Raw genomic sequence first — 20,725 nt, 5'->3', positions numbered from 1 at the left:
CCGCCGCGACTGCCCCGGAGGAGAAGAGCATGAGCCGCAGCGACGTCCTGGTCGACGCCGACTGGCTCCAGGAGCACCTGGACGACCCGACCATCGCGATCGTCGAGGTGGACGAGGACACGTCCGCCTACGACAAGAACCACATCAAGAACGCGATCCGCATCGACTGGACCAAGGATCTGCAGGACCCGGTCCGCCGTGACTTCATCGACCAGGAGGGCTTCGAGAAGCTCCTGTCGGAGAAGGGCATCGCCAACGACCACACGGTGATCCTCTACGGCGGTAACAACAACTGGTTCGCGTCGTACGCCTACTGGTACTTCAAGCTGTACGGCCACGAGAACGTCAAGCTCCTCGACGGCGGCCGGAAGAAGTGGGAGCTGGACGCCCGCGAGCTGGTCGCCGGCGACGAGGTCCCGGAGCGCCCGAAGACCGACTACAAGGCCAAGGCGCAGGACACCTCGATCCGCGCCTTCCGCGACGACGTCGTGGCGGCCATCGGCTCGCAGAACCTCGTCGACGTGCGCTCGCCCGACGAGTTCTCCGGCAAGCTGCTCGCCCCGGCGCACCTGCCGCAGGAGCAGTCGCAGCGTCCGGGCCACGTGCCGACCGCGAAGAACATCCCGTGGTCGAAGAACGCCAACGACGACGGCACCTTCAAGTCGGACGAGGAGCTCAAGGAGCTCTACACCGAGGAGAACGTGGACCTCGCCAAGGACACGATCGCCTACTGCCGCATCGGTGAGCGCTCGGCCCTGACCTGGTTCGTGCTGCACGAGCTGCTGGGCGTGGAGAACGTCAAGAACTACGACGGCTCCTGGACCGAGTACGGCTCCCTCGTCGGCGTGCCGATCGAGCTCGGCGCCGCCAAGTAACCCCGACCGACCTTCTGGTCAGACCGAGACCCCTCTGGAGAAATGCATGTGTGGAGCGAAGGCCGGCGGCCCGGACGCCTCGACGATCAAGCCCGGTGAGACCACGATCCAGGGCCAGGTGACGCGCGACGGCGAGCCGGTGGCCGGATACGTCCGACTGCTCGACTCGACCGGCGAGTTCACCGCGGAGGTGCCCACCTCCGCGACCGGCCAGTTCCGCTTCTACGCGGCCGAGGGCACGTGGACGGTACGGGCGCTGGTGCCGGGCGCGACCGCCGACCGCACGGTCGTCGCCCAGCAGGGCGGACTGGCCGAGGTCGCCATCGCGGTCTGAGCGACCTCGCCCGTGCGCGGGCACAGTGACGGCTGAGGGCCGCATCCCCTGGGTTGGACGCCAGTGGGGGGTGCGGCCCTTCGGCTGTTCCCGGGGTTCCGTCAGCAGCGCCGGACGGCCGCGAGACCGATCGCCGCGAGCAGCGCGCCGACGCAGAGCGCGGCGAGGAAGCCGCTGACGGCCGCCCCCTCGGGCAGGCGGCGCCTGGGACGACGTCCCGGGCGAGGCGGGGGACCTGGGTCAGGGCCGGGTACGTCGGGAGCGCCACGCGCCCCCGGACGCGACGCGGGATGGAACGCGGGGTGGAACGGCGGGAGCGCGTAGGCCGGCGGGGTCATGGTCCGGTCCCGCGGGGCGGCGTTCTCCCGCTGCCGCCGCTCGCACTCCTCGTACGGCAGGCCGCCCCGCTCGGCCGTCATGCGCGGTGCTCCTTCCGCTGGTGCTGGCGCAGCAGGACGTTCGCGTCGGTCTCGGCGCTGCGGTCGTACGCCACCCGCGCCGTCTCCCGCCGCTCCGCCAGCTCCAGGCAGACGGCACAGCCGGGGACGGGACGCGGCGGCCGGCCGGCGTCGTCGAGCGGCGGGGGCAGTGCCGGAAGGGTCCTGGCGCGCTGGTTGGCGGCCCGCACGCCCGCCCCGAGCCGCTCCCGGTCCGTGGCCGGGCGCACCCTCTCCGGATCGGCCTCCCACTCCACTCCACCGCCGACGGGGCGCAGCATCACGTAGGGGCCGGCTCTGTCCCGGTACTCGCCGACCCTGTCGGTGGCGGGGTCGTAGAGAAGGCGTCCGGGCTCGTGGGACCCCGACTTCGTCGTCATCGCGGCCAGCTCCTTTCCAGGAACGCGTGTGCGCAGCGCAAGGCGGCAGCTACGCTGCGTGTTCGGGCGGTGCCTAAGAGCATGGCGCATGGAAACGGTGTCCGGGCTGGTGAGCGGGCCAAATTCAACGCTGGGCCCGCCAAATTCAACAAATTCAACAGGAGCGGGAGCGCGATGCCGCAGCGGTTGGTGATCACGGGGCGGAGCCAGGAGCCGAGGGCGCGGTTCACGGAGGAGTTACGGCGCCTGAGGGTGGAACGGGGGCTGAGCCTGCGGGAGTTGGCGAAGGAGGTCGGCTGGGACGCGTCCCAGTTCAGCAAGATGGAGAGCGGGCAGACGCTGGGCGGTCCGGAGATCGTCCAGGCGCTGGACCAGTTCTACGGAACGCCGGGGTTGCTGGTCACGCTGTGGGAGCTGGCGGTCGCCGACCCGACGCAGTTCAAGGAGCAGTACCGGAGGTACATGGTGCTGGAGGCCGAGGCGATCAGCTTGTGGCAGTACTCCGTGAGCAGGCTGCCGGGACTTCTTCAGACAGCCGGGTACGCACGCGAAGCGCTCGCTGCGGGCGGCCTCAGGGGGGAGGAGCTGGACCAGCAGGTCGAGGCGCGCACCGGACGACGGAAAGTCCTGGAGGGGGGCGACCCACCCCCGTTCCGCGTCCTCCTCTCCGAAGCGGTTCTACGGAACTCGCTGCGCAACCCACGGGAGTGGAGGGGGCAACTGGAGCGCTTGGCGGAGGCTGCGGTACAGCCGAACATCACCCTCCACGTGCTGCCGTTCGGCTCCGGGCTGCACGGCCTGGACAGCACCGACGTCATGTTCCTGAGGCTGCTCGGCGGTCGTACCGTGGCCTACGTCGAGAACGACGTACGAGGTGAACTCATCGAGGAACTAAGCCAGGTTGAGCGCTTCCACCGCACATATGATGCGGTGCGCGACCTAGCCCTCTCCCCGGCGGAGTCGCACAAGTTCATCCTGCGGATGTTGGAGGAAGTGCCGTGCGAGCCATCGACCTGAGCAACGTGAAGTGGCGCAAGAGCAGCTACAGCAACTCGGACGGCGGAAACTGCGTCGAAGTCGCCGACAACGTCCCCTCCGCCGTCCCTGTCCGCGACAGCAAGGCCCCCGCCCGCGGAACCGTCGTCTTCGGGCCGGAGGCCTGGGCGGCGTTCGTGGACGGGGTCAAGCGCCGACCGGCCTGATCTCGGAGGAGGTTGCCCGTGCGAGCCATCGACCTGAACAAGCTGACGTGGCGCAAGAGCAGCTACAGCAACACGAGCGGCGGCGAGTGCATAGAAGTCGCCGACAACGTCCCCTCCGTCGTCCCTGTCCGCGACAGCAAGGCCCCCGCCCGTGGAACCCTCGTCTTCGGGCCGGAGGCTTGGGCGGGGTTCGTGGACGGGGTCAAGGGGGCCGCCCGCTAGATCTCCAGCAGCACCGTGAAGGGCCCGTCGTTCGTCAGTGACACCCTCATCCGGGCCCCGAAGCGGCCCGTCGCCACCGTCGCTCCCAGGGCGCGGAGCTGGGCCACCACCTCGTCGACCAGGGGCTCGGCGACGTCGCCGGGGGCTGCCGCGTTCCAGGTGGGGCGGCGCCCCTTGCGGGCGTCGCCGTAAAGGGTGAACTGGCTGATCACCAGGAGCGGGGCGGCGATGTCGCTGCACGACTTCTCGTCGTGCAGCATCCGGATCGTCCACAGCTTGCGGGCGAGCTGGGCCGCCTTCTCCTTGGTGTCCTCATGGGTCACCCCGACGAGGACGCACAGCCCCTCGCCCTCGATCGCGCCCACCGTCTCGCCGTCCACGACGACGCTCGCGCCGTCCACCCTCTGCACCACCGCACGCATGCGGACCATCATGCCCGGTGTCCCGCACTAGCCCGCACGGGGTTCACTATGGATCTCTTACCGCCCATCTGGGGATGTTCGGGGGCACTCGGTCACATTGCGGCCGGTTGGGGTGGCACGATGCTTCCACCACGCCGGTCGAGGGGACGGTCACAAGCAGATGAGCACACCGAGTACCAGCGGGCGGCTGGGGACGCAGGGGACGTACCGGCCGCCCGCCCAGCGCGCCGACGGCACCACGGGCCCCGCCCTGCCCGTCGAGCCCCCGGAGCCCGACCTGGCCCGGCTGAGCCTGCCCGAGCTGCGCACCCTGCGCCGGGACGCCCAGCGCGACGAGGCGGACCTGAGCTATGTGCGGCGGCTGCTCCAGGGGCGGATCGACATCCTGCGTGCGGAGCTGGGCCGGCGCGGCCGGGCGTCCGTTCCGGCGCCCGCGGACGGCTCCGTGGTCGACCGGCTCCCGGAGATCCTGAAGGACGCCCCGGCCCGGCAGCGCTCCTCGGCCCGGCATGTCACGCTCGGCACCCCGCACAACGAGGAGTACGGGCAACTGGCCGCCGAGATGCTCGCCGAGGTGGAGCTGTCCGACCTGACGGCGCGTACGGATCTGGAACTGAGCGCCGCCATGGGCCGGTTGATCCGCTACGAGCAGGAGGTCTCGCGGCGCCGCCAGCGGTTGCAGCGTACAGCCGACGACTGCAGCGGGGAGATCGCCCGCCGGTACCGGGTGGGCGAGGCCCAGGTGGACGATCTGTTGATGTGACCGGTGGAGGCGGGCAGCGCGTATCGCAACTATCGCTTGTCTGACCGTAGTTGTAGCGTTCGTCCGTGACCGAGGAGCGGACGGCAGCGCACGGCGGCGGGCGGCTCACTCCGCGGGAGGTGGCCGACATCCTGCGCGAACGCATCCGGTCCGGCGCCCTCCGTGCCGGTGACCGGATGCCCACCCAGGCCGAGCTGGCCGAGGAGTTCGGCGTGGAGCGGGGCGCCGTACGCCAGGCCCTGCGCGCGCTTCAGGAGGACGGTCTGCTCAGCGACGTCAGGAAGGGCAGCCCGTCCCGGGTCGTCGAACCGGGCCCCGTGCGCGAGGAGCCGCAGCCGGCCATGGTGGCCCTCGCGCCCCGGCTGACCGAAGCCTTCGCCGCGCCGCACGTGCGCATCGACGCCGTCTGCCTGACCGCGGAGAGCCTGATGCTCGCCCTCGGTGAGCCGCTGCGCCGGATCCACGAGGGCCGGCTGCGACCGGAGCGGATCGACGTCCGCATCCTGCTGCCGTCCCGGGACATCAGCCTCGCCTTACCGGTCGCGGTCGACGCCGGCGGCGACGACGTCGTCCACCAGCGGTGGCTGGCGATGCGCAACGCCCAAGGGCAGGTGCTCCGGCACAACCTCCAGGCCCTGCGCGGCACCCACGACGTCGACGTCCACGTCACCTTCCGTGCGCTGCCGTTCACCCCGCCGATGAAGTTGTACCTGCTCAACGGCGCGGAGGCGCTGCACGCGTACTACGTGGTCACGAGCCGCGCGGAGCCCACCGACAGCGGGACGCCGGAGATGTACGACGTCCTCGGCTCCGCATCCCTGCTCTTCTCCTTCGAGAGGCGGGCCGGGCAGCGGGACGCGGCGTTCGTGGAGCAGTCGCAGAAGTGGTTCGACGCCCTCTGGGAAACCATCCCGACGAACCTGACACTCTCCTAGTGACCTCTGATGCGACTTCTGATGCGCCTACTGTTGCGAGCGAGAACGAGAAGCTTCGGGAACTGATCACATCCGCCCGGTTCGTGCTGTGGGACTTCGACGGGCCGATCTGCCGGCTCTTCGCCCGGCACCGGGCCGAGCAGGTGGCCGCCGACCTGGTGGACTGGCTGGAGGGGCACGGCCTGCGCGGGCTGCTCACCGATACCGAACGGGAGACGCCGGACCCGCACGTCGTCCTGCGGGCCGTGGGCCGCCGGCGGCCCGGCAGCGACCTCGTCGCCGAACTCGAGGAACGGCTCACCCAGGAGGAGGTGCGGGCCGCGGCCTCCGCGCTGCCGACCGCCTACGCCGACCCGCTGATCCGCACCTGGACGGCCGTCGGCGCCCGCCTCGCCGTCACCACCGACAACTCGCCCCTCGCCGTCCGCACCTACCTCGACTCCCGGGGCATCACCGGCTGCTTCACCCCTCACGTGTACGGCCGCACCGAGGACCTGCACCACCTCGAACCGCACCCGCACTGCCTCACCCGCGCCCTGCACGCGATGGGTGCCGTCCCCGCCGCCGCACTGGTGATCGGCGACGCCGTCTCGGACCTGACCGCGGCTCGCGAGACAGGGGTGCCGTTCCTGGGGTACGCGCATGGTGAGACCGCGGAGAAACGCCTGCGAGCGGCAGGCGCCGCGCACGTCGTCCGGTCGCTGGAGCCACTGCTGAACGCGGTCCGCCACCACCGGCCGTACGGTAGGCCATAAGCGGCCGACCGGTGTGTCGGGGCTTGCCCCGGTCCCCGGCGCCGCCGAGGCTGGTCCGCGGTCCCCGGCGCGGGCGACCGATCCGAGGAGCGGGTGGAACGGCATGACTGCTGAGTACGACGCTGCCGACGCCGAGGAGGCGTGGGAGCTGTTGAGCGCCGGGCCCGGCCCGGACTGCGCGTTGTTCGACTTCGACGGTCCGCTGTGCCGACTGTTCCCCGACGGCAGCTCCATGGCGGTGGCGAACGCCCTGCGGACCACCGTGGAGGCCGCCGGCCTCCTAGGCGTGCTGTCCGAGGGCGAGCGCACCGACAAGGACCCGCACGTGGTGTTGCGCGCCGTGCATCGCGCCCGCCGTGACCATGACGTGGGCGACCTGGTGGCGCGGCTGGAGCAGCAGGTGACCGAGGGCGAGCGGACCGCCGCCCGGACCGCGTGGCCCACTCCCGGCGCGGCGGAGTTCGTCAGGTGGCTGGCCGGGCGGGGCACCCGGCTGGCCGTCGTCACCAACAACGCGGCCGTGGCGGCGGACGACTATCTGCGGGACAGGAACCTGCGGGAGAGTTTCGAGGCCGTGCACGGCCGTGCCGCCGACCCCGACCTGATGAAGCCGCACCCGGACGTCCTTCATCGTGCCCTGCGGGGCCTGGGCCTGCCGCCCGACGAGGCCGTGATGATCGGGGACACCCCGACGGACTTCATGGCGGCCGAGCGGGCGGGTGTCCGGTTCGTCGGCATCGGACGCACTGCGGCGAAGCGGCAGCGGATGCGCGACGCCGGGGCGAAGGTCGTGCTGGCCTCGTACGACCGGCTGTTGCGTCTGATCCCGCGCTGAGCCCGGTACGGTGCGCCCCTCTTCCTGAGCGGACCCGTGACCGGGCACCATGAGCGGTACGGTGACAACGCGCCTGCCAACAGGGGGATTTGGTGGCGGAGAGAACGCTGAGAAGCAGGGTGGCGGCCGGCTGGTCGCGGGCCGAGGGCACGGTCTCGAAGATCGTGCTGCTGGCCGTCTTCGGACTGAACCTGGTCGCCCAGTTCGTGCGGCCGGTCGGCGACGCCCTGCAGGACAACGTCTACATCGGCGGCGCGTTGCTGAGCCTGGTCGGTTTCCTGCTCTACAGCGAGGTGCAGCGGCTGAACACGGCCCACGAAACCCAGCGGGAGGCCACGGAGGACCTGCGGGACGGCATCCGGGTGCTGAGCGAGCGGATCGTGGAACTGGGTTCGGCGCAGCGTTCGGCGTCCGGGGTGGACATCACCAGGGAACAACTGCTGGCGGAGATCGAAAGGGAGCTGGAGGGCAAGGACAAGGTCGAGCTGTACGTCATGGGATTCACCGGGGAGAACACCGCCTTCCGGATCAAGAAGGCCCTTGAGCGGCTGCCCGCCAGTACACAGCGCGAGGTGACCGTCCGTTACCTCGTCCCCGACTTCGACAAGGAGATCCAGCTTCCCGGGCGGGTGCTGGACGGCAAGGCCGCCGACGCGCCCGCGTTCCGCGCCGCGCTGAAGGGCAAGATCGTCGCGTCCCAGGAGCATCTGAGGGATGCGGAGATCTCGATGCGCCACGACGGTCTGGGGAAGCTGGACTTCGCATTCCGGGTGCTCCACATGTCGCCGATGCTCAACCTGTACCTGATCAACGCCGACCGCCTGGTCGAGGCCGTCTACACGCCCAGGAAGAACGCGGACCGGCAGAACCGGACCGCGGCCTCCAGGGAGGTGCTGGACCTCGTCATGGACGACAGGCGGCTGCTGACTCGCTGGCACTCGGACGACGGGCAGAGGGCGGCGGAGACCGTCCGTGACCGCCGGGTCCTCTTCAACACCCTGTGGACCCTCGCCCACCCCCTGAAGGTCCCCGCGCCCGCCCCGGCTGATCCGGTCCCCGCGCCTGCCGATCCGGTCCCCGCCCCGGCCGATCCGCTCCCCGCGCCGCGGACCGGCGACTGACGCGTCGGCGGGTGCTGCGTAGGCTCCCCCCATGGGTGAGATGGGCCTGCGCGAGCGCAAGAAGCAGCGGATGTACCAGGACGTGTCGGACATCGCCGTACGGCTGTTCCTGGAGCGGGGCTTCGACGCGGTGTCCGTGGCGGAGGTCGCCGCCGCGGCCGGGATCTCCAAGCCCACCCTCTTCCGGTACTTCCCGGCCAAGGAGGACCTGGTCCTGCACCGGATCGCGGACCACGAGACGGAGGCCGCGCGGGTGGTCGCCGGGGCGGCCGACCCGGTGGACGCGCTGCGCCGGCACTTCCTCGCCGGCCTGGAGCGGCGCGACCCGGTCACCGGGCTGAACGACCACCCCGACGTGCTCGCCTTCCACCGCCTGCTCTACGGCACCCCGTCCCTGGTGGCCCGGGCCTACGCCCACCAGGAGCGGTCGGAGGCGGCGCTCGCCGAGGCGCTCGGCGGGGATCTGGAGGCGCGGCTGGCCGCCGGGCAGATCATCGCCGTCCAGCGCGTCCTCGCCCTGGAGAACTGGCGGCGGATCGCGGCGGGGGAGCCGGTGGCGGAGGTGGCGCCGGACGCGGTGGCGGCGGCGGAGCGGGCCTTCCGGCGGCTGGGGGAGGGGTTGTTCCCGCGGCACGCTGAATGAGACTCGGTTAAAAATGTAACTCGGTAACGTTCTGGCGGTACGCTGGCGCCATGACGTCACTCGACTCCGCTCTCAAGGACACCCTGAACTCCGAGCGCGCCTACCACGACACCTGCCGTACGGCCCTCGCCGCGATGGTCGAGGGCGCCGCCGAACAGGTCGTCATCGGAGAGGACGTCTCCGCCTCCGGCGCCGACGCCGAAGTCCTCGGCCACCGGCTGCGCAGCCAGGCCAAGGCCATGCGCGAACTCCCGCCGGGCCCGCTGTTCTTCGGCCGGCTCGACTTCGCCGACGGCGACCCCGGGCACGGCGGGCAGAGCTACCACGTCGGCCGGGTGCGGATCACCGAGGACCCGGCCGCACCACCACTCGTGGTCGACTGGCGGGCCCCCGTCTCCCGCGCCTTCTACCAGGCGAGCGCCCGCGACCCGCAGGGCGTGGCGGTCCGGCGCCGGTTCGGCTGGGCGCCCGGCAGCCGGGGCGACTCCGCCGACCTCACCGGGCTGGAGGACGAGCACCTGGGCCGGGGCGAATCCCGCACCAGCGACATCGTGGCCCGCGAGATCGAGCGGCCCCGCGTCGGGCCCATGCGGGACATCGCCGCGACCATCCAGCCCGAGCAGGACGACCTCGTCCGCGCCGCCCTCACCGACTCCGTGTGCGTGCAGGGCGCCCCCGGCACCGGCAAGACCGCCGTCGGCCTGCACCGCGCCGCGTACCTGCTCTACACGCACCCCAAGCGGCTCCGGCGCTCCGGCCTGCTGATCCTCGGCCCCAACCGCACCTTCCTCGGCTACATCGCCGAGGTGCTGCCCTCCCTCGGCGAGACGGGCGTCCGCCAGTCGACCCTGCTGGACGAGATCGCCCGCCACCCGGTCACCGGCACCGACCCGCTGAAGACCGCGTCGGTCAAGCACGACCCGCGCATGGCCGAGGTGCTGCGCCGGGCGCTGTACGCGCGGGTGAGCACCGCGGGCGTCGGCGACCTCACCGTGCCCGACGGGTCGTACCGCCGGCGGATCCCCGCCGGCGAACTCGCGGACCTCGTGGCCGAGGTGCGCGCCGAGGAACCGCCGTACGCCGTCGGACGGGAGCGGGTGCGCACCCGGGTGGTGCGGCGGCTGCGCGACCAGGCCGAACGGCGCTCCGGGGTGCTGCCCGCCTCCTGGGTCCGGCGCATCGAGCGCTGCCGGCCGCTGACCGAGCAGCTCGACGCGGTGTGGCCGAAGGTCCGCCCAGAGGAGCTCCTCACCGAACTCCTCACCGACGGCGGGGCGTTGGCCCGGGCCGCCGACGGCCTGCTGGACCCGGACGAGCAGGCGGCACTGCTCTGGCCCCGCCCGCCGCGCTCGTACAAGTCGGCCCGCTGGTCGGCCGCCGACCTGGTCCTGCTCGACGAACTCGCCGGGCTCGTCGAACACCCCGAGGGCTACGGCCACCTCGTCGTGGACGAGGCGCAGGACCTGTCGCCGATGGAGTGCCGGGCCATCGCCCGCCGGGCCGTGTTCGGCTCACTGACCGTCCTCGGCGACCTCGCCCAGGGCACCACCCCATGGGCCGCCCGCGACTGGTCCGTCCAGCTTCGCCACCTGGGCCGGCCGGACGCGGCCGTGGTGCCGCTGACCACCGGGTTCCGGGTGCCGGCGGCCGTCCTGGAACTGGCCAACCGGCTGCTCGCCCGCCTCGACGTCGCCGTACCCGCCGCCACCTCGCTGCGCACGGACGGGGAGCTGACCCTCCGGCCCACCGAGGACCTGCTCGGCACCACCGTGACCGCCGTGCGTGACGCCCTGGCCCGGGAGGGGTCGGTCGGGGTGGTCACGGCCGACACGGACGCCGACCGGGTGCGGGCCGCGCTCGACCGGGCCGGACTCGACCCGGCCGGCCCCGACACGCTCGGCGCCCGGCTGACCGTCGTACCCGCCGGTGTGGTCAAGGGCCTGGAGTACGACCACGTCGTCGCCGTCGAACCGGCGGCCGTGGCCGAGGCGGAGGAGCGGGGCGCCCACCGGCTGTACGTGGTGCTGACCCGGGCGGTGTCCCGGCTGGACGTCGTGCACAGCCGGCCGCTGCCGTTCTGAGGGCCCATGGACGACCGGTGCTTCCGGGGACGAAGCTGGGTGATGCTGCTCTTCCTCGACGTCGACGGTCCGCTCGTCCCCTTCGGCGCGGCGGACCGCGCCTACCCGCTGTACGACGGCCCGCCGGTGCCCTCCGCCGGCCACCCGCTGCTGCCCCGGGTCGACCCCGCGCTGGGCCCCCGGCTGACGGCACTGGGCTGCGCACTGGTGTGGGCCACGACGTGGATGGACGACGCCAACGACTGCCTCGCGCCGTGGCTCGGCCTGCCGCCGCTGCCGGTCGTGCGGTGGCCCGACGCGGACGAGCGGCCGGGCCCGCCGCACTGGAAGACCCGGCCGCTGGCCGAATGGGCGGCGGGCCGCCCGTTCGTCTGGGTGGACGACGAGATCACCGGGGCCGACCGTGCCTGGATCGCCGCCCACCACCCGGCCCCGGCCCTCCTGCACCGCGTCGACCACCGGTACGGCCTGACGGAAGCCGACTTCGCGGTGCTGGAGGAGTGGCTGGCGGTGCACTCCTGAGGGGCGCGCGGCCGTGTCTGACACGCGGCTGTCCCACCACGGCGCAGCCGTGGCCGGCGGTGGCCGGTGGTCCGGCGACGCGCCGCACGCCCGGCCCGCGGCGCGTCAGGCGCCCACGTACTCCGCCAGGTGTTCGGCGGTGACGGTGGAGCGGGCCGCGACCAGGTCGGCCGGGGTGCCCTCGAAGACGACGCGGCCGCCGTCGTGTCCCGCGCCGGGGCCGAGGTCGACGATCCAGTCGGCGTGTGCCATGACCGCCTGGTGGTGCTCGACGACGATCACCGACTTGCCGGCGTCGACCAGCCGGTCGAGCAGGCCCAGGAGCTGCTCCACGTCGGCGAGATGGAGACCGGTGGTCGGCTCGTCCAGGACGTAGACCCCGCCCTTCTCCGCCATGTGCGTGGCCAGCTTCAGCCGCTGCCGCTCGCCGCCGGAGAGGGTGGTGAGCGGCTGGCCGAGGGTCAGGTAGCCGAGACCCACGTCGGCCATGTTCCGCAGGATCCGGTGGGCGGCCGGGGTGCGGGCCTCGCCGCTGCCGAAGAACTCCTCGGCCTCGGTCACCGGCATCGCCAGCACCTCGCTGATGTCCCGCCCGCCCAGGTGGTACTCCAGCACCGAGGCGTCGAACCGCCTGCCCTCGCACTCCTCGCAGGTGCTGGCCACACCGGCCATCATCGCCAGGTCGGTGTAGACGACACCGGCACCGTTGCAGGAGGGGCAGGCGCCCTCGGAGTTCGCGCTGAACAGCGCCGGCTTCACCCCGTTGGCCTTGGCGAACGCCTTGCGGATGGGCTCCAGCAACCCGGTGTACGTCGCGGGGTTGCTGCGCCGCGAGCCACGGATCGGCGCCTGGTCCACCGACACCACACCCTCGCGGGCCGGGATCGAGCCGTGCACCAGCGAACTCTTGCCGGAGCCGGCGACCCCGGTGACGACCACCAGCACACCGAGCGGGATGTCGACGTCCACGTTCCGGAGGTTGTGGGTCGTGGCGCCGCGGATCTCCAGGGCCCCGGTCGGCTTCCGCACCGTCTTCTTCAGCGCCGCCCGGTCGTCCAGGTGCCGCCCGGTGAGCGTGCCGCTCGCCCGCAGCCCGGCGACGGTGCCCTCGAAGCAGACGGTGCCGCCCGCCGTACCGGCGCCCGGGCCGAGGTCCACCACGTGGTCGGCGATCGCGATGACCTCCGGCTTGTGCTCCACCACCAGCACCGTGTTGCCCTTGTCCCGCAGCCGCAGCAGCAGGTCGTTCATCCGCCGGATGTCATGGGGGTGCAGGCCGGCGGTCGGCTCGTCGAAGACGTACGTGACGTCGGTCAGCGAGGAGCCGAGGTGGCGGATCATCTTCGTCCGCTGGGCCTCGCCGCCCGAGAGCGTGCCCGCGGGCCGGTCCAGGGAGAGATAGCCGAGGCCGATCTCCACGAACGAGTCCAGCGTCCCGCCCAACGCGGTGAGCAGCGGCGCCACGGACGGCTCGGCCAAGCCGCGCACCCACTCGGCGAGATCGCTGATCTGCATCGCGCAGGCGTCGGCGATGCTGATCCCCTTGATCTTCGAGGACCGGGCCGCCTCGCTGAGCCGGGTGCCGTCGCAGTCGGGGCAGGTCGTGAAGGTGACCGCCCGGTCCACGAACTCCCGGATGTGCGGCTGCATCGCCTCCCGGTCCTTGGCGAGCATCGACTTCTGGATGCGCGGCACCAGACCCTCGTAGGTCATGTTGATGCCCGCGATCTTCATGCGGGTCGGCTCGCGGTACAGGAAGTCGTCCAGCTGCCGGCGGCTGAACGTGCGGATCGGCTTGTCCGGGTCGAAGAGGCCCGACTCGGTGTAGAGGCGGTAGTTCCAGCCGCCCGGCTTGTAACCGGGGATGGTGAGCGCACCCTCGCCGAGCGACTTGTCCTCGTCGTAGAGCTGGGACAGGTCGATGTCCGTGACCGTCCCCCGGCCCTCGCAGCGCGGGCACATGCCGCCGGTGATGCTGAACTCGCGGCGCTCCTTCACCGTCTTCCCGCCGCGCTCCACGGTGACCGCACCGGCCCCGCTGATCGAGGCGACGTTGAAGGAGAACGCCTTGGGCGAGCCGATGTGCGGGGTGCCGAGCCGGCTGAACAGGATCCGCAGCATCGCGTGGGCGTCGGTCGCGGTGCCGACCGTGGAGCGCGGGTCGGCGCCCATCCGCTGCTGGTCGACGATGATCGCGGTGGTCAGCCCGTCGAGCACGTCGACATCGGGCCGGGCCAGCGTGGGCATGAAGCCCTGGACGAACGCGCTGTACGTCTCGTTGATCAGCCGCTGCGACTCGGCGGCGATGGTGTCGAACACCAGCGAGCTCTTGCCCGAGCCGGAGACCCCCGTGAACACCGTGAGCCGGCGCTTGGGGATCTCGACGCTCACATCATTGAGGTTATTCTCGCGTGCCCCGTGCACACGGATCAGGTCATGACTGTCGGCGGCATGCAGTGCGATGGCGTCGTCCATGCCGGCCACCGTAGCGGCGCCCCGGCGGCGGGCGCTTCTCCATTCCTGACGCGTTCCGCGACCTGGACGAGTGAGGCGTCCGCGAGCCGCGCTTGCGCTCGCCCCGGGCAAGGGCCGAGCCTCACGCCGGCGGCCGGGTGAGTCTGGCGGCCACGGCGTCGAGGACCCAGTCCAGGCCGGTCGCGAAGGACGTCCCGGCGTCCACGTCCGTGCCGTCGTACACGGCCTTGCTCAGCGCCGGGAAGCGGCCCGTGGCCAGCATCCTCGTCACATGCGGCCCGGAGGCGCGCTGCCACTCGCGCTTGGACAGGCCCGTGGTGCGCTCGGCCCGCAGGCCCGCGATCTCGCGCCTGATCGCTCCGGTGCAGTAGGCGCTGACCGTCTCCACGGCGCGCATGACGGTGTCGACGTCGGCGAGCCCGTCGAGGGCGGCCAGCTTGGCCTCGGTCACGGCGAGGCCGTTCGGGCCCAGGGTGGGGCGGCCGCCGAACAGGTCGGCCAGCCATTCGTGCCGGAGGGCGGTCTGCCTGGTGCGGTGGGCGAGGACGCGCAGCGCCTCCCGCCAGTCGCCGGGCCGCTCCTCCGGGAGGATCTCGGCGTGGACCTCGTCCACCATGAGGTCGAGCAGTTCCTCCTTGGTGGAGATGTATCCGTACAGCCGCATCGGGCCGGCGTTCAGCCGGGCGGCGACCTTGCGCAACGACACCGCCTCCAGTCCGCCCTCGTCGGCCAGCGCGATGGCGGCGGCGACGATCCGCTCCCGGTCGAGCGGTACGGGGCGAGCCGGCGGCTCCGGCCGGTCCCAGACAGTCATGGTCACACCGTTCCGTTGCGATACATCGTATTGAAGAAATACAGTGTATCGGCATGAGACATCGTATCGCCGTGGTCGGAGCCGGTCCCGCCGGTCTCGCCTTCGCCCGCGTCCTGCACCGCCACGGCCACCCCGTCGCCGTCCTCGAACGCGATCCCGCCCCCGACGCCCGTCCCCCGGGCGGCACGCTGGACCTGCACGAAGGGCTGGGCCAGCGCGCGCTGGACAAGGCGGGGCTGCTGGCGGAGTTCCGGGCGCTGTCCCGCCCCGAGGGGCAGGCCATGCGTGTCCTGGACACGGACGGGACCGTCCTGCGCGACTGGCGCCCCCGTCCGGACGACCGGGCCAATCCCGAGATCGACCGCGGGCAACTGCGTGACCTGCTGCTCGGCCCTCTCGACGTCCAGTGGGGCCGGGGCGTGACGCGGGTGGTGCCGGGGACCCCGGACGGCGTACTGGTCCATTGCGAGGACGGCCGACAGGAGACGTTCGACCTCGTGGTCGGCGCGGACGGCGCCTGGTCCCGGATCCGTCCGGCCGTCTCGCGGGTGACGCCGCACTACACCGGGGTCACCTCGGTCGAGACCTCCCTCGACGACGTCGACACCCGCCACCCCGGCCTCGCCCGGTTGATCGGCGACGGTTCCGTGGCCGTGTACGGCGTGAACCGCTCCCTCGTCGCCCAGCGCAACAGCGGCGGCCACGTCAAGGTGTACGCCAAGTTCCGCGCGCCGCTGGACTGGCACGCGGACCTGGACCTGGCCGACGCCGAGGCCGTGCGATCGAGCCTGCTGGCCCTGTTCGACGGCTGGGCCGCTCCCGTCCTCGACCTCCTCCGCCACGGCGCCGCCTTCGTCCACCGCCCCGTCCACGTCCTGCCCGTGTCCCACACCTGGACCCACGTACCCGGGGTGACGCTGCTGGGCGACGCCGCCCACGTGATGCCCCCCTTGGGGGCGGGCGCGAACCTCGCGATGCTGGACGGCGCCGAGCTCGCCGAGTCCCTCGCCACCGGCCTCGGAGATCCGGACGAGGTCGTCCGCGCCTTCGAGGAACGGATGTGGGCACGGGTCGGCAGGTGGGCGGAGATCACGACGGCCGGCCTGGAACGCCTCGTGAGCCCGGACCCGGCCGAAGCCATCGCCCTCTTCGACGACGTCCAGCCGGCCTGAGCGTCCTCGTGACGCGACACACTCTTGCAAGCGGGTGCTTGCAATTGTTAGCGGGGGTGGGGCAAGGTGGAGGCATGGCATCGCTGAACGTCGGCAACCTCGGTGAGTACCTGCGCGAACAGCGGCGGAACGCCCAGCTTTCGCTGCGGCAGCTCGCCGACGCCGCCGGGGTGTCCAATCCGTACCTGAGCCAGATCGAGCGCGGGCTGCGCAAGCCCAGCGCGGAGGTGCTCCAGCAGGTCGCCAAGGCCCTGCGCATCTCCGCCGAGACGCTGTACGTCCGCGCCGGCATCCTCGACGCCGAGCGGGACCGGGACGAGGTCGAGACGCGCGCCGTCATCCTCGCCGATCCCACGCTCAACGAGCGGCAGAAGCAGGTGCTGCTCCAGATCTACGAGTCCTTCCGCAAGGAGAACGGCTTCGGGATCGGCGAGCGCGCCGAGGAGGAAGGGCCCGGGGACGGATCCGTGGACCAGGGGACCGGCGGCGGCAGCCGTACGGCCGGCGCAGGCGATGCCGCCGGAAATGAGACGGACGCCGGCCCGCGGCGGACGGCCGGCTGACGCCGGACCAGGGCTCCGGACGCCCGCCGCGGACCACACCAACCCAGCCGAACGCGAATCCGATCCGGGAGGACCCTCACCATGGCCATCACCGACGACCTGCGCAAGACCCTCAGCGACCCGACCCCGTTCTACTTCGCCGCCGGCACCGCCGATCTGGCGCTTCAGCAGGCCAAGAAGGTGCCGGCCCTGGTCGAGCAGCTGCGCGCCGAGGCCCCGGCGCGCATCGAGGCCGTGCGCAACACCGACCCGAAGGCCGTGCAGGAGAAGGCCACCGCCCGCGCCAAGGAGGCGCAGGAGACCCTTCAGGCCAAGGTCAACGAGTTCATCGGCACCATCGACGTCGACCTCAAGAAGCTCGGCGAGACCGCCCAGGACCTCGCCCTGCGCAGCGTCGGCGTCGCCGCCGAGTACGCCGTCAAGGCCCGCGAGACCTACGAGCGGGTCGCCGAGCACGGCGAGCAGGCCGTGAAGACCTGGCGCGGCGAGGCCGCCGAGGAGATCGAGGACCTGGCGATCGTGGTCGAGGGCAAGCCCGAGCCGGTCGAGGTCAAGGACGACCGGCCGAAGCCGGCCGAGGCGAGGACCGACCTCGCCGCGGACAGGAAGCCCGCGGCGAAGAAGGCCCCGGCCCCCCGCAAGACCACGACCACCACCACCACGGCGAAGAAGACCACCCCGCCGGCCAAGTGACCATGGCCGACGAGACGGGTCCGGGCCGGGCACCTTTGGGGTGTCCGGCCCGTTCTATGGGTACGGTGGCGGCGTAGCAGGGATCGGGAATCAACGGGCGGTGGGCAGCATGCTGATGTTGGGCTTCGCGGGTTTCATGGGCATCTTGAAGATCGTTCTGATGGCCCTGGCCGCGTTCGGGCTGTTCGACGCCGCGTTCCGGCGCGAGGACGCCTTCCGCGCCGCCGACAAGCAGAACAAGGTGTTCTGGCTGATCATCCTCGGCATCGCCCTCGTCGTCAGCTACCTGTTCTCGCTCCTGTCCATCCTCCCCATCGCCGGCGCGGTGGCGAGCATCGTCTACATCGTCGACGTCCGCCCCGCACTCCAGCAGGTGGGGGGCGGGGGGCGCGGCTGGGGCCGCCGCCGGGGCGGAAGCAGCAGCGACGGCCCGTACGGCCCGTACAACGGCGGCCGCTGAAGCGCCCGAAGCGGCGCGGGGGCGGCCCCTGGTCTCCCTGCCGCGCCGCACGGGCGGGAACGGCCCGCACCCGGCGCTGGGGGGAACCCCTACGGCGAGATCCCGCCTACCGCGCCCGGTCCAGCAGAACCACCGCCACGTCGTCCGTGAGCTCGCCCCCGTTCAGCTCACGCACCTCATGCACCGCGGCCCGCAGCAGTTCCTCCCCCCGCAGCCCCTCGGAGAGCTGCCGGCGGATCATCTCCAGCATGCCGTCCTGACCGAGCCGCTCCCCGTCCTCACCGACCCGGCCCTCGATCAGCCCGTCGGTGTAGAGCATCAGGCTCCACTCGGCACCCAGCTCGACCTGCATCCGCGGCCAGCGGGCGCCGGGCAGCAGGCCCAGGGCGGGGCCGTTGTTCTCGTAGGGGAGCAGCCGCGCCGGCCGGCCGGGGCGGGCGATCAGCGGGGCCGGGTGACCGGCCAGGCACAGACCGGCCCGGCGGCCGTCGGGCGCGATGTCCACCGTGCACAGCGTCGCGAAGATCTCCTCGTCGGCGCGCTCGTGCTCCAGCACCTGCTGGAGGGTGTTCAGCAGCTCGTCCCCGCACAGCCCGGCCAGGGTCAGCGCCCGCCAGGCGATGCGCAGCTCCACGCCGAGCGCGGCCTCGTCCGGGCCGTGCCCGCAGACGTCGCCGATCATGGCGTGCACGGTGCCGTCGGGGGTGCGGACGGCGTCGTAGAAGTCGCCGCCGAGCAGTGCCCGGGACCGGCCGGGGCGGTAGCGCGCGGCGAACCGCAGCGCGGAGCCCTCCAGCAGCGGCGTGGGCAGCAGCCCGCGCTCCAGCCGGCGGTTCTCCTGGGCGCGCAGCTTGCCCTCGGCGAGTCGCCGCTCGGCGGTGTCGGACCGCTTCCGCTCCACCGCGTACCGGATGGCGCGGCTGAGCAGCCGGCCGTCCAGCTCGTCCCGGAAGAGGTAGTCCTGGGCGCCCACGCGCACGGCCTCGGCGCCGCGCTCGGCGTCGCCGGAGGCGGTCAGCGCGAGCACGGCGTGCCGGGGCGCGAGCCGGAGGACGTGCCTGAGCACGGCCAGCTCGTCGTCGGTGTCGCTGCCGCCCGGCGCCGGGAGCGCCAGGTCCAGCAGGATGCAGTGGACGTCGTCGGTGAGCAGCCGCTCGGCCTCGGTGAGGTTGCGGGCGGTGCGGACGCGGATCGGCTTGCCGGCCGAGTCCAGCAGGTCGGGCACGATCGGCGAGCCGGCCGGATCGTCCTCGATCAGCAGCAGGGTGAGAGTGGCGCCGGTGCCGTTCACGGGCGTGGCGTCGCGGTGGGCCTCTTCCTTGAGGGGGCCGCCGACTGCGCGTGCGGCCTGCGCCTGACCACTCTCCACGGCCGGGATCGCTCTCTGCCGCGGTACGGGTACGGGCATTGTCCTGGGTTCCTTCCCTCCCCCCGAGGGCACGGCGGCGTCGAGGGTCTCGACCCACCGACCGGGACCATAGCGGCTGGAACCGCCCCGACGGAATGGTGTGAGCCGCGTCGCTCCGGTGCCCGCCACTGTCATATGCCGCGTTCCATACCGCAGTTGGACACGCCGACGGCCCCGATGGGATGACGAAGCTCACGTCCTGGGTGAGTTTGGGGGTGACAGGCCGTGCGGTGGGTCACATGACGTACGTCACCGGGGACATGGGCCGCCCGGAACCGTGTGGACGGCCGGTCACGCGTCCGGTCGTACGACCCCGAGGATCGGCATCGAGCCGGCGCCCGCGATCGTCACCGTCCGCCCGGGGCGCGGCGCGTGGATGATCGCGCCGTCGCCGATGTACATCCCGACGTGGCTGGCGTCGTCGAAGTAGATGATGAGGTCGCCGGGCCGCATGTCCTTGACGTCGACGCGCCGGAGCTGCTTCCACTGCTCCTGCGAGGTGCGCGGGACGGGGTGGCCGGCCGCCGCCCAGGCCTGGGAGGTCAGGCCCGAGCAGTCGAAGGAGTCCGGCCCCTCGGCGCCCCACACATACGGCTTGCCGAGCTGCCGGGTGGCGTACTTCACGGCCATCTCGCCCCGTGACGAGGCCTTTCCGTGGACGCCCTGGAGGGCGCCGGTGTCCAGCCAGGCGGTCTGCGCCTTCGCCGCGGCCTCCCGCTCCAGCTCGGCGAGCCGCTCCTTCTCCTTCTTCTCCAGCCGGGACTGCAGCTTCTCGGCCGCATCGATCTGCTTCTCGATCTTCTTCTTGGCGGCGTCCTTGGCCTTGCGGTTCGCCTCCAGCTCCTCCCAGCGGGCGGCGGCGTCGTCGGCGTACTGCTGCAACTCCTGCTGGGTGCGGGCCTTTTCCGTCATCAGCTTCTTCGCCGCCTGCTGGCCCTGGAGCATGCGGCCGGCGCCGTCCAGGAACCGGCCCGGGTCGTCGCTGAGCAGGAACCGGACCGTGTCGGACAGGCCGCCGGTGCGGTACTGGTCGCGGGCGGCGGCGCCCGCCTGGTCCTTGAGCTTCTCCAGCTTCTGCCGGCCCTCGACGATCTTCTTCGCCAGCGCCACGATCTCGGCGGACTGCTTCTTGGCCTTCTCCTCGGCCGCGTTGTACGCGTCGGTGGCCACGGCCGCGTCGTGGTAGAGCTTGTCGAGCTTCGCGCGGACCTCCTCAAGATCCTTGCTGGGCGCGGGAGTCGCCGTGGGTGCGGGGGTCGACGGCGGGGTGCGGGCGGGCTCGACGGCCGCGAACGCCGTGCCGGGCGCCGACAGGACGGTCACCGCGCAGATCACGGTCAGGGCGGCCGTGAGCAGGCCGCGCTTGCCCGATCCCATACCTCTTCCCCCAAACTGATTTACCGTCAGTAACTTACGGACGTCTGAGGGATCGTGCCACGGCCGCGCGCAAAGCGACAGAGGCCGTCGGAAACCGGAATTCCCCCGCTCACCGCCGGATACGACGATCTCCTCGCCGGTGTGACGAACGACGCGCGGAGATCGTTCCGTCTCCGGTGCCACGAACGGGTGATTCGGAAGTCGGAGGGGGGTTGGGGGATTGGGGGGTGTGTGGG

General features: G+C 72.1%; 24 protein-coding genes. 17 read left to right on the top strand and 7 right to left on the bottom strand.

Annotation, left to right across the window (positions count from 1 at the left end):
- The first annotated feature begins 29 nt into the window (after positions 1-29).
- Entirely contained in the window at positions 30-875 is an 846-nt protein-coding gene (locus tag OO52_RS37495) for a sulfurtransferase (RefSeq protein ID WP_030653589.1), read from the top strand.
- Between the two features lie 46 nt (positions 876-921).
- Positions 922-1,209: a DUF1416 domain-containing protein gene (locus tag OO52_RS37490; RefSeq protein ID WP_007824091.1), complete on the top strand. Its 288-nt coding sequence runs from the start codon at positions 922-924 to the stop codon at positions 1,207-1,209.
- A 101-nt stretch (positions 1,210-1,310) separates the two neighbouring features.
- Here OO52_RS37490 and OO52_RS37485 read toward each other — a convergent pair whose 3' ends face one another.
- The gene (locus tag OO52_RS37485) at positions 1,311-1,628 is read right to left on the bottom strand and encodes a hypothetical protein (protein WP_063738839.1); all 318 of its coding nucleotides are present in this window, start codon (positions 1,626-1,628) and stop codon (positions 1,311-1,313) included.
- Positions 1,625-2,026, bottom strand: coding sequence for a hypothetical protein (locus tag OO52_RS37480; RefSeq protein WP_030653582.1), 402 nt, complete (start codon positions 2,024-2,026; stop codon positions 1,625-1,627). The genes OO52_RS37485 and OO52_RS37480 overlap by 4 nt, the downstream gene beginning before the upstream one ends.
- Positions 2,027-2,200: 174 nt before the next feature.
- On the opposite strand from OO52_RS37480, the gene OO52_RS37475 reads away from it, so the two are divergent.
- Genes OO52_RS37475 through OO52_RS37465 form a run of 3 tightly spaced genes read left to right on the top strand, consistent with a single transcriptional unit; the run spans position 2,201 to position 3,450 of the window.
- Complete coding sequence (locus OO52_RS37475; RefSeq protein WP_030939493.1) at positions 2,201-3,043, top strand: helix-turn-helix domain-containing protein; 843 nt, start codon at positions 2,201-2,203, stop codon at positions 3,041-3,043.
- Complete coding sequence (locus OO52_RS37470) at positions 3,025-3,228, top strand: DUF397 domain-containing protein (protein WP_030653578.1); 204 nt, start codon at positions 3,025-3,027, stop codon at positions 3,226-3,228. Before OO52_RS37475 ends, OO52_RS37470 begins: the two co-directional genes overlap by 19 nt.
- Positions 3,229-3,246: 18 nt before the next feature.
- Positions 3,247-3,450, top strand: coding sequence for a DUF397 domain-containing protein (locus OO52_RS37465; RefSeq protein WP_030653576.1), 204 nt, complete (start codon positions 3,247-3,249; stop codon positions 3,448-3,450).
- Here the strand turns inward: OO52_RS37465 and dtd are convergent.
- Positions 3,447-3,872: a D-aminoacyl-tRNA deacylase gene (gene dtd / locus OO52_RS37460; protein WP_106972130.1), complete on the bottom strand. Its 426-nt coding sequence runs from the start codon at positions 3,870-3,872 to the stop codon at positions 3,447-3,449. The two genes, OO52_RS37465 and dtd, sit on opposite strands and share 4 nt — an antisense overlap.
- Before the next feature lie 160 nt (positions 3,873-4,032).
- On the opposite strand from dtd, the gene OO52_RS37455 reads away from it, so the two are divergent.
- The 8 genes from OO52_RS37455 to OO52_RS37420 all read left to right on the top strand — a co-directional run bounded on the left by OO52_RS37455 (position 4,033) and on the right by OO52_RS37420 (position 11,527).
- The gene (locus OO52_RS37455; protein ID WP_030653572.1) at positions 4,033-4,635 is read left to right on the top strand and encodes a hypothetical protein; all 603 of its coding nucleotides are present in this window, start codon (positions 4,033-4,035) and stop codon (positions 4,633-4,635) included.
- Between the two features lie 65 nt (positions 4,636-4,700).
- Complete coding sequence (locus OO52_RS37450) at positions 4,701-5,570, top strand: winged helix-turn-helix domain-containing protein (protein ID WP_030653571.1); 870 nt, start codon at positions 4,701-4,703, stop codon at positions 5,568-5,570.
- A complete protein-coding gene (locus tag OO52_RS37445; RefSeq protein WP_234337679.1) occupies positions 5,570-6,325 on the top strand; it encodes an HAD family hydrolase in 756 nt (251 codons plus the stop codon). The genes OO52_RS37450 and OO52_RS37445 overlap by 1 nt, the downstream gene beginning before the upstream one ends.
- 103 nt (positions 6,326-6,428) lie before the next feature.
- Positions 6,429-7,160 carry an HAD family hydrolase gene (locus tag OO52_RS37440; protein ID WP_030653566.1) on the top strand — a complete coding sequence of 244 codons (732 nt, stop codon included), beginning with the start codon at positions 6,429-6,431 and terminating at the stop codon, positions 7,158-7,160.
- Between the two features lie 92 nt (positions 7,161-7,252).
- Entirely contained in the window at positions 7,253-8,281 is a 1,029-nt protein-coding gene (locus tag OO52_RS52255; RefSeq protein ID WP_199820016.1) for an ATP/GTP-binding protein, read from the top strand.
- A gap of 31 nt (positions 8,282-8,312) precedes the next feature.
- Positions 8,313-8,924, top strand: coding sequence for a TetR family transcriptional regulator (locus OO52_RS37430; protein ID WP_030653560.1), 612 nt, complete (start codon positions 8,313-8,315; stop codon positions 8,922-8,924).
- A gap of 50 nt (positions 8,925-8,974) precedes the next feature.
- The gene (locus tag OO52_RS37425) at positions 8,975-11,005 is read left to right on the top strand and encodes a HelD family protein (RefSeq protein ID WP_030653557.1); all 2,031 of its coding nucleotides are present in this window, start codon (positions 8,975-8,977) and stop codon (positions 11,003-11,005) included.
- Between the two features lie 42 nt (positions 11,006-11,047).
- Positions 11,048-11,527: an HAD domain-containing protein gene (locus tag OO52_RS37420; RefSeq protein WP_030653556.1), complete on the top strand. Its 480-nt coding sequence runs from the start codon at positions 11,048-11,050 to the stop codon at positions 11,525-11,527.
- Positions 11,528-11,632: 105 nt separating this feature from the next.
- On the opposite strand, the gene OO52_RS37415 is transcribed toward OO52_RS37420, so the two are convergent.
- Complete coding sequence (locus tag OO52_RS37415) at positions 11,633-14,002, bottom strand: ATP-binding cassette domain-containing protein (protein ID WP_030653554.1); 2,370 nt, start codon at positions 14,000-14,002, stop codon at positions 11,633-11,635.
- Positions 14,003-14,123: 121 nt separating this feature from the next.
- Positions 14,124-14,816 (bottom strand): TetR/AcrR family transcriptional regulator, encoded by a 693-nt coding sequence (locus OO52_RS37410; protein WP_030653551.1) that lies wholly within the window; start codon positions 14,814-14,816, stop codon positions 14,124-14,126.
- Between the two features lie 53 nt (positions 14,817-14,869).
- On the opposite strand from OO52_RS37410, the gene OO52_RS37405 reads away from it, so the two are divergent.
- The 4 genes from OO52_RS37405 to OO52_RS37390 all read left to right on the top strand — a co-directional run bounded on the left by OO52_RS37405 (position 14,870) and on the right by OO52_RS37390 (position 17,704).
- Complete coding sequence (locus tag OO52_RS37405) at positions 14,870-15,988, top strand: FAD-dependent oxidoreductase (RefSeq protein WP_030653549.1); 1,119 nt, start codon at positions 14,870-14,872, stop codon at positions 15,986-15,988.
- 74 nt (positions 15,989-16,062) lie between these two features.
- The gene (locus tag OO52_RS37400; protein ID WP_030653546.1) at positions 16,063-16,551 is read left to right on the top strand and encodes a helix-turn-helix domain-containing protein; all 489 of its coding nucleotides are present in this window, start codon (positions 16,063-16,065) and stop codon (positions 16,549-16,551) included.
- Between the two features lie 81 nt (positions 16,552-16,632).
- The gene (locus OO52_RS37395; protein ID WP_030653543.1) at positions 16,633-17,244 is read left to right on the top strand and encodes a hypothetical protein; all 612 of its coding nucleotides are present in this window, start codon (positions 16,633-16,635) and stop codon (positions 17,242-17,244) included.
- Between the two features lie 109 nt (positions 17,245-17,353).
- Complete coding sequence (locus OO52_RS37390; protein ID WP_030653540.1) at positions 17,354-17,704, top strand: DUF2516 family protein; 351 nt, start codon at positions 17,354-17,356, stop codon at positions 17,702-17,704.
- A gap of 106 nt (positions 17,705-17,810) precedes the next feature.
- Here OO52_RS37390 and OO52_RS37385 read toward each other — a convergent pair whose 3' ends face one another.
- A complete protein-coding gene (locus tag OO52_RS37385; RefSeq protein WP_030653536.1) occupies positions 17,811-19,112 on the bottom strand; it encodes a PP2C family protein-serine/threonine phosphatase in 1,302 nt (433 codons plus the stop codon).
- Positions 19,113-19,403: 291 nt separating this feature from the next.
- On the bottom strand, positions 19,404-20,489 hold the full coding sequence (locus OO52_RS37380) for a C40 family peptidase (RefSeq protein ID WP_030653533.1): 1,086 nt from the start codon (positions 20,487-20,489) through the stop codon (positions 19,404-19,406).
- Positions 20,490-20,725 lie beyond the last annotated feature (236 nt).

The organism is Streptomyces flaveolus (assembly GCF_000716535.1).
GTDB classification, from domain to species: domain Bacteria; phylum Actinomycetota; class Actinomycetes; order Streptomycetales; family Streptomycetaceae; genus Streptomyces; species Streptomyces flaveolus_A.
The sequence above is the reverse complement of the archived record's forward strand: the minus strand, read 5'-3'. Positions and strand labels throughout refer to the sequence as shown.